The organism is Actinomycetospora endophytica (assembly GCF_021026375.1).
Lineage (GTDB): Bacteria > Actinomycetota > Actinomycetes > Mycobacteriales > Pseudonocardiaceae > Actinomycetospora > Actinomycetospora endophytica.
In genome coordinates, this window is the sequence record NZ_JAJNDB010000010.1 from 1 (window position 1) to 16,392 (window position 16,392).

General features: G+C 74.2%; 12 protein-coding genes. 5 read left to right on the top strand and 7 right to left on the bottom strand.

Annotated elements, in window-relative coordinates:
• Positions 1-262: 262 nt before the first annotated feature.
• The 6 genes from LQ327_RS31240 to LQ327_RS31265 all read right to left on the bottom strand — a co-directional run bounded on the left by LQ327_RS31240 (position 263) and on the right by LQ327_RS31265 (position 8,084).
• On the bottom strand, positions 263-916 hold the full coding sequence (locus tag LQ327_RS31240; protein WP_230740247.1) for an acetate uptake transporter: 654 nt from the start codon (positions 914-916) through the stop codon (positions 263-265).
• A 246-nt stretch (positions 917-1,162) separates the two neighbouring features.
• Entirely contained in the window at positions 1,163-2,857 is a 1,695-nt protein-coding gene (locus LQ327_RS31245; RefSeq protein ID WP_230740249.1) for a monocarboxylic acid transporter, read from the bottom strand.
• Positions 2,854-3,213 carry a DUF485 domain-containing protein gene (locus LQ327_RS35100; protein ID WP_230740704.1) on the bottom strand — a complete coding sequence of 120 codons (360 nt, stop codon included), beginning with the start codon at positions 3,211-3,213 and terminating at the stop codon, positions 2,854-2,856. The genes LQ327_RS31245 and LQ327_RS35100 overlap by 4 nt, the downstream gene beginning before the upstream one ends.
• 285 nt (positions 3,214-3,498) lie before the next feature.
• Positions 3,499-5,070, bottom strand: coding sequence for a dynamin family protein (locus LQ327_RS31255; protein ID WP_230740252.1), 1,572 nt, complete (start codon positions 5,068-5,070; stop codon positions 3,499-3,501).
• On the bottom strand, positions 5,067-6,974 hold the full coding sequence (locus LQ327_RS31260) for a dynamin family protein (RefSeq protein WP_230740253.1): 1,908 nt from the start codon (positions 6,972-6,974) through the stop codon (positions 5,067-5,069). Before LQ327_RS31260 ends, LQ327_RS31255 begins: the two co-directional genes overlap by 4 nt.
• A 132-nt stretch (positions 6,975-7,106) precedes the next feature.
• Entirely contained in the window at positions 7,107-8,084 is a 978-nt protein-coding gene (locus LQ327_RS31265; protein WP_230740255.1) for an IniB N-terminal domain-containing protein, read from the bottom strand.
• A 375-nt stretch (positions 8,085-8,459) separates the two neighbouring features.
• Here LQ327_RS31265 and LQ327_RS34365 point away from each other — a divergent pair, with 375 nt between their 5' ends.
• The 5 genes from LQ327_RS34365 (at position 8,460) to LQ327_RS31300 (ending at position 15,759) form a co-directional block, all read left to right on the top strand.
• Entirely contained in the window at positions 8,460-10,661 is a 2,202-nt protein-coding gene (locus tag LQ327_RS34365; protein WP_308286410.1) for an Hsp70 family protein, read from the top strand.
• A complete protein-coding gene (locus tag LQ327_RS35105; protein WP_308286411.1) occupies positions 10,658-12,304 on the top strand; it encodes a LuxR C-terminal-related transcriptional regulator in 1,647 nt (548 codons plus the stop codon). Before LQ327_RS34365 ends, LQ327_RS35105 begins: the two co-directional genes overlap by 4 nt.
• A gap of 107 nt (positions 12,305-12,411) precedes the next feature.
• Positions 12,412-12,804, top strand: coding sequence for a DUF302 domain-containing protein (locus LQ327_RS31290; protein ID WP_230740259.1), 393 nt, complete (start codon positions 12,412-12,414; stop codon positions 12,802-12,804).
• Between the two features lie 68 nt (positions 12,805-12,872).
• Positions 12,873-14,087: a L,D-transpeptidase gene (locus LQ327_RS31295; RefSeq protein ID WP_230740261.1), complete on the top strand. Its 1,215-nt coding sequence runs from the start codon at positions 12,873-12,875 to the stop codon at positions 14,085-14,087.
• Between the two features lie 88 nt (positions 14,088-14,175).
• Entirely contained in the window at positions 14,176-15,759 is a 1,584-nt protein-coding gene (locus LQ327_RS31300; protein WP_230740263.1) for an LCP family protein, read from the top strand.
• 5 nt (positions 15,760-15,764) lie between these two features.
• Here LQ327_RS31300 and LQ327_RS31305 read toward each other — a convergent pair whose 3' ends face one another.
• Positions 15,765-16,391, bottom strand: coding sequence for a TetR/AcrR family transcriptional regulator (locus LQ327_RS31305; RefSeq protein ID WP_230740265.1), 627 nt, complete (start codon positions 16,389-16,391; stop codon positions 15,765-15,767).
• Position 16,392 lies beyond the last annotated feature (1 nt).

Sequence of the window (16,392 nt, forward strand, 5' to 3'; positions counted from 1 at the left end):
ACCCTGCTCCTTCATCTCCGGGCGGGCGTTCGCGGTCTTCGACAGTTCGGGATCCGGCGGATACTGATTCCCCTGGCTCGACGTAATCGTGCCCTGCTCCGACATCCGCTGGCCTCCGGTCGATCGATGCTGCTCGGTACGAGAAACCGCTCGGCGCGCCGGTGGGACGACGTCCCGGTGGTCCGACGCGCGTCGGCCCCGGGGGCACCGGAGCGGGCCGAGACGGCTGCTCCTGGGCCCCCGGGGCCGGACGTGCAGGTCGTCAGCTGCGCGGACCCACCGGCAGCACGACGCGACCCCACGTGGCGTTGGTGACCCCGGCCGCCGAGGCGTACCAGGCCGCCAGCGCGGTGAGCAGGCCGAGGATGCCGCCGACCGTGGCCAGCCCGCTCGCGCCCGCGATCTCGGCGATCGCGAGGGCGAGGAAGGTCAGGGTCAGGAGGACGAACACCGCGATCAGCGCGGCCGTCGTGCGCAGCGAGGCCAGCGTCATGTAGGCGGTGAAGATCGCGAACATGAGCAGGAACAGGCCGGTGGCCAGGCCCACCTGCGCCTTCGACGCGCCGCCGGCCTGCAGGGCGGGCTCGGTGAACTGCACGAAGCCCGCGAACGCGAGCCAGAACGCCCCGTAGGAAACGAAGGCCGTCGCCCCGAACGTGTTGTTCTTGCGGAATTCCCACATCCCGGCCAGCAACTGCGCGAGGCCGCCGTAGAACAGCGCGAGGGGGAGCACGACCTTCTCCAACGAGTCCGGGACGATCCCGGCGTTGAACAGGCTGAGCAGGAAGGTGGTCGCCGCGAATGCCGCCAGCCCGAGCGGGCCGGGCTCGGCGATGTGCCGGGTCGGGTCACTGGCCTCGTGGGTCGCCCCGACCTCCGAGAGCCGGGACTCGTTCGTCGACTCGGTGGTCGTCATAGGAATTCTGTCTCCAGGGTCCAGGAATGTTTACCGAATACTGCACACGCGCCGGGGACATTGGGCCCCCGGACGACTGGGGTCGGGCGCACCGTCCGACCCCGAACAAGCAGGCGTTAGGTTCTCGTTATACGTCGCGAACGTCAACCAGGACATTCCGGCACAGAAGGTCCGGGCTTTTGCGGCCGCGGACCCACGTCACCCCCGACCGGTCGGAGTGCGGGTCCGGGCGCGGTACTGCGGTCGCTAGTGGGCGCCGGGGCGGCCCGCCACCTGGTTCGGGTGTGTCGCCGGGTCCGCCATGACGCCGGAACGCTGCTTGGGGCGGCCGGCGGAGCCCGCACCGGTCATGGAGCGGACCTCCATCTCCGGGAACCGGTCCGCGGTCACGAGCCGCCTCTCCCGGTTCTGACCGACATAGGTGCCGATCACGCCGAGCAGGAACGACAGCGGGATCGACACGATGCCCGGGTTGGACAGCGGGAACCAGTGGAAGTCGACCGCGGTGATCATCGCCGTCGCCTCCGGCCCCGCAGGCCCGGAGACGGCCGGCGAGAACACGATCAGGAACAGGCAGATCGCCAGCCCCCCGTACATGCTGGACAGCGCGCCCGTGGTGTTGAAGCGGCGCCAGAACAGCGAGAACAGCAGGGTCGGCAGGTTCGCCGACGCGGCGATGGCGAACGCCAGCGCCACGAGGAATGCGACGTTCTGGCCGTTGGCCAGGATTCCGCCAACGACCGCCAGGAGACCGACGACGACGGCGGTGATCCGTGCGACGCGGACCTCCTCGCCCGGCGCGACGTCGCCCTTCTTGATCACGTTCGCGTACAGGTCGTGGGCGAACGACGCCGACGACGTGATCGTCAGTCCGGCGACCACCGCGAGGATCGTCGCGAACGCGACCGCCGCCACGATCCCGAGCATGAACGGGCCACCGAGAGCCTCGGCCAACAGCGGCGCGGCCGCGTTGTCCTTGCCGGGGGCCTTGAGGATCGCCGGCGGGCCACCGGGCACCAGAGCGGCCGCGCCGTACCCGATCACCAGGGTGAACAGGTAGAAGATGCCGATGATCCAGATGGCCGATGTCACCGAACGACGGGCCTCCTGCGCGGTCGGCACGGTGTAGAAGCGCATCAGCACGTGCGGCAGACCGGCCGTACCCAGCACCAGTGCGACGGCGAGCGACACGAAGTCCAGCGGGTTCGAGGCGTAGCTGTTGCCCGAGTCCCGCAGTACCGAGGTGGCATCCGCGGAATCGGCGGCACCGATCACGCTGGACAGGTTGAAACTGAACTGCCCGAGCACCCAGATGGTCATCACCGCGGCGCCGATCACCAGGAGCGACGCCTTGATGATCTGCACCCAGGTGGTACCGCGCATTCCGCCCACCAGGACGTAGACGACCATCACGATGCCGGTGAGAGCGATCACCAGATCCTGGCCGAGGGTGCTCTTGATCCCCAGCAGCAACGCCACCAGACCACCGGCACCGGACATCTGCGCCAGCAGGTAGAACAGCGAGACCACGAGCGTGGAGACCGCCGCGGCGGCGCGCACCGGACTCTGCTGCATCCGGAAGCTCAGGACGTCGCCCATGGTGAACCGGCCGGTGTTGCGGAGCAGTTCCGCCACCAGGAGCAGTGCCACCAGCCACGCGACGAGGAACCCGATCGAGTACAGGAACCCGTCATAGCCCTTGGTCGCGATCAGGCCCGCGATACCGAGGAACGACGCCGCCGAGAGGTAGTCGCCGGAGATGGCGATCCCGTTCTGCGCGCCCGTGAAGGAGCTCCCGGCCGTGTAGTAGTCGGATTGCGTCTTCGTGCTGCTGCTCGCGCGGTAGACGATCACCAACGTGAGCGCCACGAACACGACGAAGATCGAGATGTTGAGCAGCGGACTACCGACCTGCTGCTCCCCCTCCGCCAGGACGGTCACAGCGAGTCCTCCACTTCGGCGCGCAGACGCGACGCCTCGGGGTCGAGCTCCTTCTCGGCAAAGCGCGAGTAGATCGTCGCGATGGCGAAGGTGGAGACGAACTGCAGCAGGCCGAACAGCAGGCCGACGGTGATGTTGCTGCCGCCGACCCTGGTGTTCACGATCCCGGGGGCGTAGGCGGAGAGCAGGACGTACGCCAGGAACCAGATCAGGAACAGGGCGCTCACCGGGAAGATGAAACCGCGCCACCGGCGCCGCAGCGCGGCGAACTCCGGGCTCGCCTGAACCTGGGCGTACGTTTCCGCTGAGGATCTCTGGGGGCCACCGGGCGGGCCGGCCGCCGGGAACCCCGGCACGGCGTCGTCAGTGGTACTCACATCGTCTCCGGAGTGTCGATCGGTCCCACGGCCGTGGCGAACCCTAAGCGCTCCGCACCCGACGGTCGGCCGGGGGGTTACGGAGAGCCGCCACTCGACGCCGTTGCGCGATGAGCAATTCACACATCTGTGCGACATGGGACAAAGCGCCCCGTGCTGCGGGAAACTACGGAAAGCGACAGCACTGCGATATTCGAGGGATACGCCCGCTCGGTGCGCCTGGCGCTCGAATGCACCGAATGTCGCGATCGCGACATTCGGCGCTCACGAGCCGTAGCCACCGAGGACCCCTTCGCACGACCGCACCACCGCCCGCGCCACCTCGGCCGCCGCCCGGGAGGTGAGTGGGCTCTCCGCCCGGACCCGCCACCGGTCGAGCGCCTCCAGGGCGGCCGCGCGCACCTCGGCGGAGCCCGGCGCCAGCCCCAACCGCTCCGCCGCCCCCGGCCCGTCCCCGCCGAGCAGCCGCTCCGCCTCCGCCGCGGTCCCCTCGGGCATCGTCACCTGACCCTGGCGCAGTGCCGCGAGCAGCCGCTGCTCGGTGAACGCGTGCGCCCCCGAGAGCAGCCGCTCCAGCTCCGCGGCCACGGGGCCGGCGTCGGGACGGGGCGCGCGGCCGAGCACCAGGTCGACCGCCAGCAGGGCCGACCGCGCCTGGTGCACGTCCCGGCGGCCGAGCACCCGCGAGACGAGCGCCTCGCGCAGCTCCTCCAGCCCGCTGCGCCGCACCAGCTCCTCGGCCAGCGACGGCGAGTCGACCACCCCGCGCCCGGTCCGCGCCCCGCGCCGCAGCACCGTCGTGGCCGACCGGATCCCGAACACCCCGAACCGCTCCATCAGCGCCCGCCGCGCCGGCTCGTCGAGCCGCACCCCGTCGGGGTCCGACGCCAGCGCCTCGGCGACGACGGCGGGCGGCTCGGCCACGGTGAACCGGTCCGCCGAGAGCAGCAGCGCGTCGACCTCCGCGCGCGGCGCCCGGGCCAACGCCCGGAGCGCCGTGAACTCGGACTGCCGCAGCGTCCGCGCGGTCTCGGCGAGCAGCCCGTCGACCGCCACGACCGTCTGGCACAGCGACCGCAGCGCCGGGTCCTCGCGGTAGGACTGGGCGACCTGACCCGCCGTCGTGACCGCGTCCAGCCCGCCGCCGCCGACCTCGTCGGCCCGGGACAGCACGACGACGGTGCCCGACGCGCCGACCGCACCCAGCCCGCCCGCCCCGCCCTGGGCGAGATCGGCGAACGCCTCGAGGAACCCGACGTCGTTCCGGTGCGCGTGCCGCATCAGGTAGACGACGGCGTCCGCGCCCGACGGCCGGTCGTCGGGGGTGACGAAGGACAGCGTGCGGCGCGAGTTGGTCTCGCGGATCGAGTCCAGCCCGGGGGTGTCGACGAGGGTGGCCTGCGCGAGCCCCCGCGACGGCCAGTCCACGAGCAGCCGCCCGACGCGCCCCGGGTCGCCGATCCCGCCCAGGTCGATCCGCAGGCCCTCGCCGTCGCGGGCGAACGGGACGGTCGCCCGGCGCCCGTCGACGTCCTCGCGCACGACGGCGGCGCTGGGCGCGTCGCGGTACCAGGTCACCAGCCGGGTGCACTCCCCCGCGTCGGTCGCCGCGATCCGCTCGCCGACCAGCGCGTTGAGCAACGTCGACTTCCCCGCCTTCAGCGTCCCCGCGAGCGCCACCCGCAGCGGCTCGTCGAGCCGGGCGCGGGCGTCGTGCAGGACCGAGCGGGCCCACGACGTCGCCGGGTCGGCCGGGCCGGTGCCGTAGAGCCGCAGGGCGCCGTCGACGACGTGCCGGGCCGCGCCGACGAGGCCGCTGGGATCGGGCGCGGTCACGCCCCGACCAGCCGCGACGACCGCGACGACCCGCTGCCCGCCCGCCCGCGCAGCCGCCGGGCCCGGTCCGCGAGGTGCTCGACGCGCTCCAGCTCGGCCTCGACGTCGGCGAGCCGCGCGGTGCGCTTGGCGTCGTCGGCCTCCACCGCGCGTGCCGCGTCGGCCGTGGCGGCCAGCGAGCGCTCCAGCTCCTCGGCGGTCGTCGTGAAGTGGTCGCGCAGCGTGCGCTGGACCTCGCGGAGCATGTCGCGGGAGTTCTTGCCCGCCTGGAAGGTGACGTCGTCGACGTGGCGGCGGACGGCCTGCTTGGCCTCGGCCTGCCGCCGGCGCAGCGCGCGCTTGCGCTCGTCGACCAGCGTCTTCGACCCGAGCAGCAGCCCGGCGCCGATCGAGAACGGGTTGAGCAGCGCCATGCCGGCGATCGTCGTCAGCATGCCGATCATGAGCACGCCGCCGTAGGACCCCCGCATCCCGATCATCAGCGACTGCGAGACCCCGAACTTCTCGTGGTCCGGCGCGGCCAGCATGCTCACCGGGTCGGCCGCGAGCCCCGTCCCGTCCGGCGACGCTGCGACGGTGACCGGGGGCAGCACGCCCGCCCCGTCCTCGGCGAAGTGCGTCGCGACCCGCTCGGCGAGCCACCGGGTGCGCTCCTCGGCCCACACCACGTTCGTCGACACCCCCGCCGACACCTGCTGGTGCAGCCACGGCGCGAACTGCTCCCAGGTCTTGGCCGGGTCGGTGTCGTCGAGCGCGACCTCGGCGTCGGCGACGACGGCGCGGAGCCGGTCGCGCAGGTCGTACTCGATGTCGGAGACGAGGTCGCCGACCCCGTCGTTGAGGGTCTGCTGCCAGCGCGCGGCGCGGTCGCGCAACGACGCCGCCTGCGCCCGCGAGCGCTCGACCTCCGCGGCGATCCGCTGCGCCCGCTGCGGGTCGGCGAGGGCGTCGCGCTCGGCGCGGAAGGCCGTCGCGAACTGCTCGCAGGCGACGATCACCTCGTCGGCGACCATCCGGATCCGGCGCGCCTGCCTGCCCTCGGCCACCTCCCGGACCAGCAGCCGGCGCACCTCCTCGATCCCGGACTCGGCGGCGAGCTCGCGGGCCGTGTCCGGTGGGAGGTCGTCGTCCTCGGCGGCGTGCAGCGCGAGGGCGGACGACGTCGGGAAGATGCGGACCGCCCGGAGGCTCGATCCGCCTGTCCCGTCGCTTCGCTCGCCCCCGGCCCGGTCCAGGTGCCCGCGGTCGATGTCGGCGATCCGGCGCCAGTGCGGGTGCAGGTCGATACGGGTCAGCACGACGGCGACGGTGGGGCTCACCGCGGCGGCCGTCCGGGTCAGCGCGAGCTCGGGGGCGGTCAGCTCACGCCCGCCGTCGGCGACGACGAGCACCGCGTCCGCCCCGGGCAGTTCGGCCATCGTCGAGACCGCCGACGGCGACGCGAGCCCGCCCGCGCCCGGGGTGTCGACGAGCCGCAGACCCTCGAGCACGGGCCGCGGCAGGGTCGCCTCGGCGTGCGACCAGCCGGCGCGGTTGTCCGGGTTGCCCCGCTCGGTGACGTGCTCGGCGAGGTCGGTCGGGGAGATCTGCTGCTGCTCGACGCCGCCCTCCACACCCCGCACGAGCACGACGGCGGGCTGCTCGCCGTGGGCGCACATCGTCGGGACGGTGGTGGCGCGGTGCGCGTCGGTGGGGAGGGCGCGACCCCCGATCACCGCGTTCACCAGCTCGGTCTTGCCCGCCTTGAACTCCCCGACGACGAGGACCCGGGCCCGGTCGTCCGCGACGGCCCGCGACACCACGCCGAGCCGTTTCTCCAGGTCGGGCCGGTCGTAGGCGGTGGCGGCCCGACGGGCCAGCTCGACCAGCTCGGACGGTTCGCCGCCCGGCGGGTGGTCGGTCATGCGCGGTCCCCCTGCTCGTCATCCCCCTGCGGACACACGACAGCCGGGGCACGGCGCGTGTGCACCGTGCCCCGGCTGTGTCGTCACGCCGCTGACGTTACGCGGCTGTGACTCCCCCTTGGCCGGGCGACCTCAGCCCACCGGGAACAGGTGGTCGCCGGCGTCCACCGTGGCGTGGTGGGCGTGGATCGAGTTGTCCACCGAGTTGTCGTTGTGCTGCGACAGGTCCGTGTTGGTCTCGGTGTGGGTGTTCGTGTCGGTGTCGGTGTTGCCCGAGTCGTGGTTGTTCGAGTTCGTGTTGTCGTGCGAGTCGGTCGACGTCTTGGTGAGGTTGTGCGAGTCCGTCGACGTGTGGTTGTGCGAGTCGACGGTCGACGACGACGCCGGGGCGTGGGTGGCCGCGGTGAGGTTGCCGTCGCCGTAGTTCTGGAAGTTGGCGTGCTCGGAGTTACCGGTCGCCGGGCCGTTCACCGAGAGCGCGCCGCCGTCGTTCGCACCGACGTGCGAGAGCGCCGAACCGGCACCGAACGCCGTCGTCGAACCGTCGCCCGACTGCATGTTGCCGTCGCCGATCTGGTTGTGACCACCGGTCGCGATCGGGGCGTTGTTGTCGTGACCGACGTTGACGCCACCGTCGCTCGCGTTCTGGGTCTGGTTGGTGACGTCGACCTTCGCGCCGTGGTCGGCCCAGATCTTGGTGACGTTGGTGGTGTTGAAGACGGTGTCGTGCGAGTCGAACGAGTAGTTGTTCGTCACGTAGTTGAGGTGCGTGACGACCTTGTCGATCTCGCTGTCGTGGTCGTGCCACTTGTGGTCGTCGTGGCCCGGGTCGTCGTTCCAGTGGTGCCCGTTGTGGTGGTGCGGGTCGTGGTGCTTCGGGGCGTCGTCGTGGCAGTCGCCCTTGTCGCAGTCGTCCTCGTACTTGGCGCACTTCTCCGGGTCGGCCTTCTCGAGGACGACGGGGAGCAGGTCCTGGATGTCCTGGACGCAGACGTGGTCGAGGCCGGCGGCGTGCAGGGACTGCTGCGGGTCCTCGCGGAAGTCGGCCAGCGCGGACTTGTCGTGCAGCAGGTCGAGGAGGAACTGCAGCAGGGTCTTGTGCTCGCTCATGTCGGGTGCCCCCAGTGATCGTGTGGTTCTCTCGGAGCGCCCTCGGCGGTGCTGCCGGGGCGGCGTGGTGAGAACGGTGCCGTCCCGGGCCCCACCGGCCATCGGGGCTCGCGCCGGGTTCGCGATCGGGGCCCTTAGGGGGTCCGGGTCCCACGCCCGGCCGCGCCCTCGGGGGTCGCCGTCACGGCCGGTGTGCAGTACTCCCGACCTCTCGCCGTGTCGTCACTCGTTCGAGCTACGAACGTGTAACGGTGCTCTCCCGGGGGCCGATGATGTCCACGGATCAGCGACGCGTGCCGACCCGTCCGAGGGGGACGGTGGGACGGCGCTCACGCGTCCCGCGGAACACCGACGACGGGGGAGCCGGGAGTGCACGTGACGAACCAGGAGTGGGCGCCGCGCCCGATCACGCCGCTGCAGCCCGCCGCCGCGGCGCCACGGGCCGAGACCCCCTACGACCTGGGCGTCGACCTCGGCACCACCTTCACCGCGGCCGCCGTGCGCAGCGAGGCCCGCCCCGGGGCCCCGGACCCGACGGTGCGCGTCGTCGGTCTCGAGCGCGGCTCCGTGCAGGTCCCGTCGGTCCTGCTCGTCGACGACGACGGGTCGCTCCTGGTGGGGGGCGAGGCCGAGGCCCGCGCCCCGTGGGCCCCGCAGCGCGTGGTGCGCGAGTTCAAGCGCCGGCTCGGGGACGCCACCCCGATCGTCGTCGCCGGCGAGGGCTTCTCCGCCGACGGTGTCGCGGCCGAGATGGTGCGCTGGACCGCCGACCGCGTCGCCGGGACCCACGGCGCCGAGCCGCGCCGCATCGCCGTCGCCCACCCCGCCGGCTGGGGCGCCTACCGCCGCCGGGTCTTCACTGAGGCCCTCGCCGAGGTCGGCCTGCACGACGTCGTCCTGCTCACCGAGCCCGAGGCCGCCGCGGCCGCCCACGCCGCCGCCGGGCGGCTGCCCGTCGGGCGCACCGTCGCCGTCTACGACCTGGGCGGCGGCACCTTCGACGCCGCCGTCGTGCGCGGCGTGCCGGCCTGCCCGACGGCGCCGGTGGGCCTGACCGTGCTCGGCCGCGGCCAGGGCCTCGAGGCCCTCGGCGGCATCGACTTCGACGAGGCCCTGTTCTGGCACGTCTGCTCCGAGCTCGGCGGTGCGGTCGCCGCGCTCGACCCCGCCGACCCGGAGACCGTCCGCGCCGTCGCCGGACTGCGCCGGTCCTGTGTGCTCGCGAAGGAGACGCTCTCGGTCGACACCGACGCGGTCGTCGACGTGCGGCTGCCGAACGTCACCACCCGGGTGCGCGTCACCCGCGGCGAGTTCGAGGAGATGATCGAGCCGGCGCTGCGCCAGACCGTCGACGTCCTCGGCGAGGTGCTCGACTCCGCCCGCGTCCGCGCCCAGGACCTCGACGGCGTGCTGCTGGTCGGCGGGTCGTCCCGCATCCCGCTGGTCGCGCGGATGCTCTCCGCCGAGCTCGGCCGGCCGGTCGCGGTCGACCCGGACCCGACGACCGTCGTCGCCCGCGGCGCCACCTGGGCCGCCGCGGCCGCGAGCGGTGCGGTCCGCCCGGCCGCCCCGACCTCCGGCCCGTTCCCGGCCCACGGCTCCGGGCCCTTCCCGGCCCCGTCCCCCGCCTACGGCTTCCCGACCCAGGGCTCCGGTCCGTTCCCGGCGCCGTCGCCCGCGTACGGCCTCCCGGCCCAGGGCTCCGGTCCGTTCCCGGCGGCTCCGTTCGACGACGAGCCCCGCACCGACGTCGTCGGCCGCTCCGCCGCGCTGCTCGCGCACGCCCGCCACGCCGACCCCGACGACCCCATGACGACGCCGGTGCGCCTCGACCTCCGCGCCGCGCAGCAGGCGCCCGAGCCGCCGACCCCGGCGTACGGCGTCACCACCTCGGCCCTGCCCCCGGCCCGCCCGACGTCGTTCGCCCCGGCCGCGCCGTTCGAGCCTCCGTCGCGGCCCGACCCCCGCCGGCGTCGCCTGGCGATCGGTGCCGGCGCGGCGGCGGTGCTCGTCGTCGGCGGGGCCGTCGCCGTCTCGGTGCCGATGATCAGCAAGGCCAGCTCCACCGGCACCGCGACGACGGCCGCAGCGCCCGCGGCTCCCGCCGGGATCACCGCCCAGCCGGCCGCCGCGAACGCCGGGACCCTCCCCGCCGGCACCCTCCCGGGCGCCACCGACCCGACGACGGGTGCCGCGACCGGCGGGACCACCGCGAAGGTCGCGAACAAGGCAGGGACCGCAGCCGCACCGGCGCCCGGCACCCCGGCCGCAGCCGCCGCGGCCCGGCCCGGCACCCCGGTCGCGCCTCCCGTGGTCCCGGCCGCGAAGCCGGCGGCAGCGCCGGCTGCCGCGAACCCCGCGCCCGCCCCGGTCCCGGCGCCCGTGAAGAACACGGGCGGGACGCCGGCCGCCAACCCCGGCGCCGGGCAGCCGAAGAGCGGCGACACCACCCCGCCGGCCTCGAACCCGCCCGCGTCGAACCCGCCCGCCTCGACCCCGCCGGCCGGGTCCGGTAGCCCGACGACCACCACGCCCGCGGCTCCGGCCGCGCCCGCCGCCGCGACGGTGCCGGCGTGACCGTGCTCGACGACTCCCCGATCACCATCGCCCGCGCCGCCGACTCCTCCTCACGTCACCTCGTGGGATCCGCGTCCCCCGATCCCCTCGCTGCCCCGGCGCCCGAGCTGGCCGACCCGCCGGCGCCCGACCTCGTCGAGGCCGCCGAGCGCGCCGCCGCCGCGGGCGAGCTGGTGGAGGCCGCCCGCTGCGCCGACGCCGTCCTCGTCGAGCCGGACGCCGAGCCGCGCCGGCTGGTCCGCGCCGCGCACGTCCTCGCCGGGGTCCACTCCCACCGCGGGATGCTCGCCGACGCGGCCGAGCTGCACGCGTGGGTCGCGCTCGTCGCCCCGTGCTCGGCGTCGCCCGCCGCCGCCGTCGCGCTGCTCGGCACCGGGCGCGACGTCGCCGAGCCCACCCCCGACGCCACCCGCCCCGCACCGCCGACCCTGCGCGCGGGCGCCGAGGGCCTCGTCGGGCGGGCGATCGCCGCCTCGATCCGCCCCGGCGGGTCGGCCGCCGCCCTCTCCGACCTCACTCGCGCCGCCGCCACCCTCGAGTGCCGCGGCGGGGCCGTGCTGCTCGACGACTCCCCCGCCGCCCTCGGCGCGCTCGTCGCCCTCCACCGCGGCGAGCCGGACCTGGCGCGCTCGCTCGTCGACCGTGCCGTCGCGACGGATCTCGGCGGGCCCGGGTACCGCCGTCGCCATCTACTGCTGCGCGCCTGGGCCGACATGGCCGGCGGCGACCTCACCGCCGCCCGCGCCGGGCTCGACGCGGCCGCCGCCCGCCCGGAGCCGGTGCACGCCCGCGACGAGCTCGTCGCCGTCGCGCTCGAGGCGGGTCTGGTCCGTCGCGCCGGCGACATCCGCGGCCTGCTCGCCCTGTGGACCCGCGCCCGCGAGGCCGTCCTGCGCCACGCCGTCGACCTGTGGTCGCTGCTCGCGATCGGCGAGCTCGTCGTCGTGGCGGGCCGCCTCGGCCAGGGCGCCTGGCTCGCCCCGCACGCCGAGGCGGGCGACGAGCTGCTCGCCGCGCTCGGCCGCCCGGTGCTCTGGGCCGCGCCGTGGCACTGGTGCGGGTTCCTCGCCGCGGTCGCCGCCGAGGACCCGCCCGCCGCGCAGCACCACGCGGCCCGCCTCGCCGACGCCGCATCCGACCCGGCCGCCCACGCCGGCTCGCTCGCCACCCTGCTCGCCCGGGCCGCGCGGGTGTGGCTGCACGTGCTCTCCGGCGCGGTCGACCTCGACGAGGTCACCGCGACGACGACGGCGCTCGCCGAGGCCGGGATGGCCTACGACGGTGCGCGCCTCGCCAAGGAGGCCGCCGTCCGCACCACCGACAAGCGGGTCCTCGCGGCCACGCTCGGGCTCGCCCGCGGTCTGGTCGCCGGTCCGTCGTCGGCCCCCGCCGACCCGGCGCCCGAGGCACCCGCCGTCCGGGACGCCGCGCCCGCCTCGGCCCCGCGACCCTGCGTGCTCTCCGACCGCGAGCGCGAGGTCGCCGAGCTGCTCCTCGACGGCATGACCTACCGCGAGATCGGCGACCGCCTGTTCATCAGCGCGAAGACCGTCGAGCACCACGTCGGGCGGATGCGCCAGCGCCTCGGCTCGGAGACCCGCACCGACCTGTTCGCGGATCTCCGGGACGCGCTCGCGGGCTGACTCGCCCGGTTCGCCCCCGACCGTCCCACCTTCCTCGCGAAACCCGCCCGTCGAAGCACCGTCGACCCCCGCGCGACGTGCGATGCTCAGCGGCGAGGAGGAGAGCCGTGGATGCCGCGCAGCCGTACACCACCAAGTCGAGCCCCTGGTCGGTGCCCGACACCGTCGACCGGCTGACCACGCTCATCGCCGCCCGGAGCATGACGCTGTTCGCCGCGATCGATCAGCGGGCCGCCGCCCGCGAGGCCGGACTCGACCTCCGGGACACCGTGCTGCTGCTGTTCGGCAGCCCGGTCGCGGGTACGCCGGTCATGGACGCGGCGCCCCTCGCGGCGCTCGATCTGCCGCTCAAGCTGCTGGTCTGGGACGACGGGGGCCGGACGCAGGTGTCGTACCTGACGCCGGCCGTCCTCGCGGACCGCCACCATCTCTCGCCGTCGCTCGCCGCCCCGCTGGCCGGGATCGACGGGCTCACCGACGCCGCGCTGACTCCCGACTGACCGGGATCGGACAACCCCCGGCCCCCGCCGGCCGTCTGACGACTCGACGAGCGCAACAGCAGGAAGGTGTGGATCAGGTGGTGTGGCAGCGGGGCTTCGTGGCTCTGATGATGGTCGTGCTCGCGTTCCTGCTGGGATGCGGCGTGTACGGCGCGACGGCCATCGGGTCGACGACGCCGCGGACGCACGACGAGGCCGCCGCGCCACCACCGCCCGCACCCGCCGTCGCCCTCTCCCCGACGGCCGGCGCGCACGACGTCGCGCCCGACCAGCCCGTCACGGTGACCGCGACGAACTCCCGCCTGACGGGCGTGGCGCTGCAGGGACCGCAGGGCCCGGTCGCCGGGACGCCGACCCCGGACGGCCGGAGCTGGCGCGCGCAGACGGCGCTGACCTACGGCGCGACCTACACCTGGTCCGGACAGGCCACCGGCGACGGCGGGACGGTGCCGGTCAGTGGTTCGTTCAGCACCGTCGACCCCGCCCGGACCACCCAGGCGCAGGTCAACATCGCCGACGGCGAGACGGTCGGGGTCGGCGCGCCGATCATCGTGCAGTTCGACCACCACGTCACCGACAAGGCCGTCGCCGAGCGCGCGATGAGCGTGCAGACCTCGGTGCCGACCACCGGGTCCTGGGCCTGGCTCGACGACGACAACGGCGGCTCGCGCGCCCACTGGCGGCCGCAGAACTACTGGACGCCGGGCACGCAGGTCGCGCTCACCGTTCACCAGTTCGGCGTGAACGACGGCGGCGGTGTCTGGGGCGCGGAGGACGTCACCAGCCACTTCACGATCGGCCGCTCGCAGATCGTCAAGGCGGACGTGAACAGCCACCAGATGGACGTGGTGCGCGACGGCAAGACGGTCATGAGCTTCCCGGCCAGCTACGGACTCGGCTCCGACCCGAACCGGAACACGACCAACGGCGTGCACATCGTCATGAGCAAGTCCCAGACGGTGCTGATGTCGAACCCGAAGTACGGCTACAACAACGTCCCGGAGCACTGGGCCGTGCGGATCGAGAACAACGGCGAGTTCATCCACGCCAACCCGCTCACCGATGGCGTGCAGGGCTCGGAGAACGTCACGCACGGCTGCGTGAACCTCTCCACCGACAATGCCCAGCAGTACTTCGACACCGCGATCTTCGGTGACCCCGTCGAGGTCACCAACAGCCCCGTCCCGCTGACGATGTCCGACGGCGACATCGCGGACTGGACGGTGCCGTGGGACCAGTGGACCGCGATGTCGGCTTTGTCCCCGCAGCACCAGGCGCAGTAGCCGCTCTCCTCATCGAGGATTCATGCCTCGGACACGATGATGTCGGGCGTCGGTCTTCGGGAAGGGGGCGGTCGGTGGCGGAGCCGGGATGGTGCTGAAGCCGCCCGACCCTCGGCTCGTCCCGACCCGGGTGGCTCCGCCCCTGTCCGGGACCCGGCCCACGGGCGCCGCCCCGGCCCCGCCGCGCCCGGCGCCCGGACCTCCCGGCCGTTCACCGGCCCCGCCCCCGCCGGCGGCGTCCGGCGGTCGTCGTCGGGGTCGGGGCTGGCGGGTCGCGGTGGCGGTGCTCTCGGCGGCGGTGCTGGTGGGCTGCGGGACCGCGTGGGTCAGCATCCACGGCGTCGGCGGCGCGGACGTCATCTCCGACGGGGTCGCGGACAACGGCGCGCAGAACATCCTGCTGGTCGGCCTGGACACCCGCACCGACGCGCACGGGAACCCGCTGCCGGCCGACCAGCTGGCGGCCCTGCACGCCGGCAGTTCCGACGACGGCGGTGACAACACCGACACGATGATCGTCATCCACATCCCCGCCGGGGGTGGCGCGGCCACGGCGTTCTCGATCCCGCGGGACTCCTACGTGCAGCTGGCGGGCGACTTCGGCGCCCACAAGATCAACACCGCGTACACCTACGGGGAGAACGCCGCGCGCCCCCAGCTGGCCGCGCAGGGGCAGGCCGGACCTGCGCTCGCCGTCGCCACCGCCGACGCCGGTGCGCGGGAGGCGATCGGGACCGTGCAGCAGCTGACCGGGCTGACCATCACCCACTACGCGGCGATCAACCTCGCCGCCTTCGACGCCATCAGCAACGCCGCGGGGGGTGTGCAGGTCTGCCTGCTCGCGCCCACCCGGGACGACTTCTCCGGGGCGAACTTCCCCGCCGGTGTCCAGACGATCAGCGGCGCGGCCGCGCTGGCCTTCGTCCGGCAACGTCACGGCCTGCCGAACGGCGACCTCGACCGCATCCGCCGTCAGCAGGTGTTCATGGCCGCGCTGAGCGCGAAGCTGCTCTCCGCGGGCACCCTCACGAGCCCGTCGGCGATGGGTGGACTCGTGCAGGCCGTCGACGACGACGTGGTGCTCGACCAGAACTGGGACCTGCTCTCCTTCGCCGAGCAGCTGCACGGGCTCTCGGCAGGCGCTGTCACCTTCCGGACGGTGCCCACCGGCTCGACTGACCTCCAGACCCCCGAGGACGGCACCGCGGTGCAGATCGACCCGACCCAGGTCCAGGGCTTCATCCAGAACGCGATCGACCCGGCCCCGCCGAGCACGAGCACCGCTCCGCCGGCGCCACCGCAGGCCCCCGTGCACGCGGACGGCTCGGTGGACAGCGTCGAGGTGCTCAACGGCTCCGGTCAGGGCGGCGCCGCCTCGTCCGCGCTGAACACGCTCACCGAGGCCGGGTTCTCGCCCTCCGACACCGGCGACGCCCACACCCGGCCGGACACGACCATCCAGTACGCGCCCTCCGACCAGGCGGACGCGGTCGTTGCTCAGGCCGTGCTCGGCGCGGGCGTCACCCTCACTCCCGACGAGTCGCTCTCCCCCGGTCGGCTGCGCATCACGCTCGGCACCGACCTCCCGGCGAGCGGAGCCGCCTCCCCGTCGTCCGCCTCAGCTCCGCCGCCGGCCCCGATCAGCGCGGGTGCGATCCCGTGCATCAATTAGGTGCGCTACAGCCCTCCGGCGAGACGGTCGAACACCTCGCCGACGATCTCGTGCAGCGCTCCCCGGTCCCGCGCCCCGCCCGCCGTCGCATCCGTCCACCGCTGCATCGCGACCCGCACTCCAGCCATGACGCTCGCGGCGACCAGCGCCGGGTAGAGCCCGACCGGCCGGTCCGCAGCCTCGTCGTCGGAACCGTCGCGACCCGGCTCCCCGATCCGCTCCGCCACCGCGACCGCCAGCGCCCGCTCCCCCGCCGCGTACGCCGCGAGCTGATGCGGGAGCAGCGAGGGAGTGCGCCGCATCATCCGCAGCGCGTCCATCTCACCCTCGGCGCTCAGGTCGTCGACGTGGGCGAGGACCGCCACGCGCAGCGCGGTCAGCACGCTCTCCGACGTCGGCCGCATCCGGAACCGCTCGACGAGCACCTCGGTACGGGCCGCGTCCCCCGCGACGACGGCCTCCTCCTTGCTGGAGAAGTAGTTGAAGAAGGTCCGCAGGGCGACGTCGGCCTCGTCGGCGATCTGCTCGACGGTGACGTTCTCGACGCCGTGCTCCAGCGAGAGCCGCACCGCCGCCTCGCTCAGCGCCGCCCGCGTGGCCTGCTTCTTGCGCTCCCGTCGCCCGACCGCCACC

Bases quoted from the DNA above. Each gene is read 5' to 3' on its own strand.
- LQ327_RS31260 (WP_230740253.1), bottom strand. From the start codon at position 6,974: ATGACCGACCACCCGCCGGGCGGCGAACCGTCCGAGCTGGTCGAGCTG.
- LQ327_RS31265 (WP_230740255.1), bottom strand. From the start codon at position 8,084: ATGAGCGAGCACAAGACCCTGCTGCAGTTCCTCCTCGACCTGCTGCAC.
- LQ327_RS31300 (WP_230740263.1), top strand. From the start codon at position 14,176: ATGGTGCTGAAGCCGCCCGACCCTCGGCTCGTCCCGACCCGGGTGGCT.
- LQ327_RS31240 (WP_230740247.1), bottom strand. From the start codon at position 916: ATGACGACCACCGAGTCGACGAACGAGTCCCGGCTCTCGGAGGTCGGG.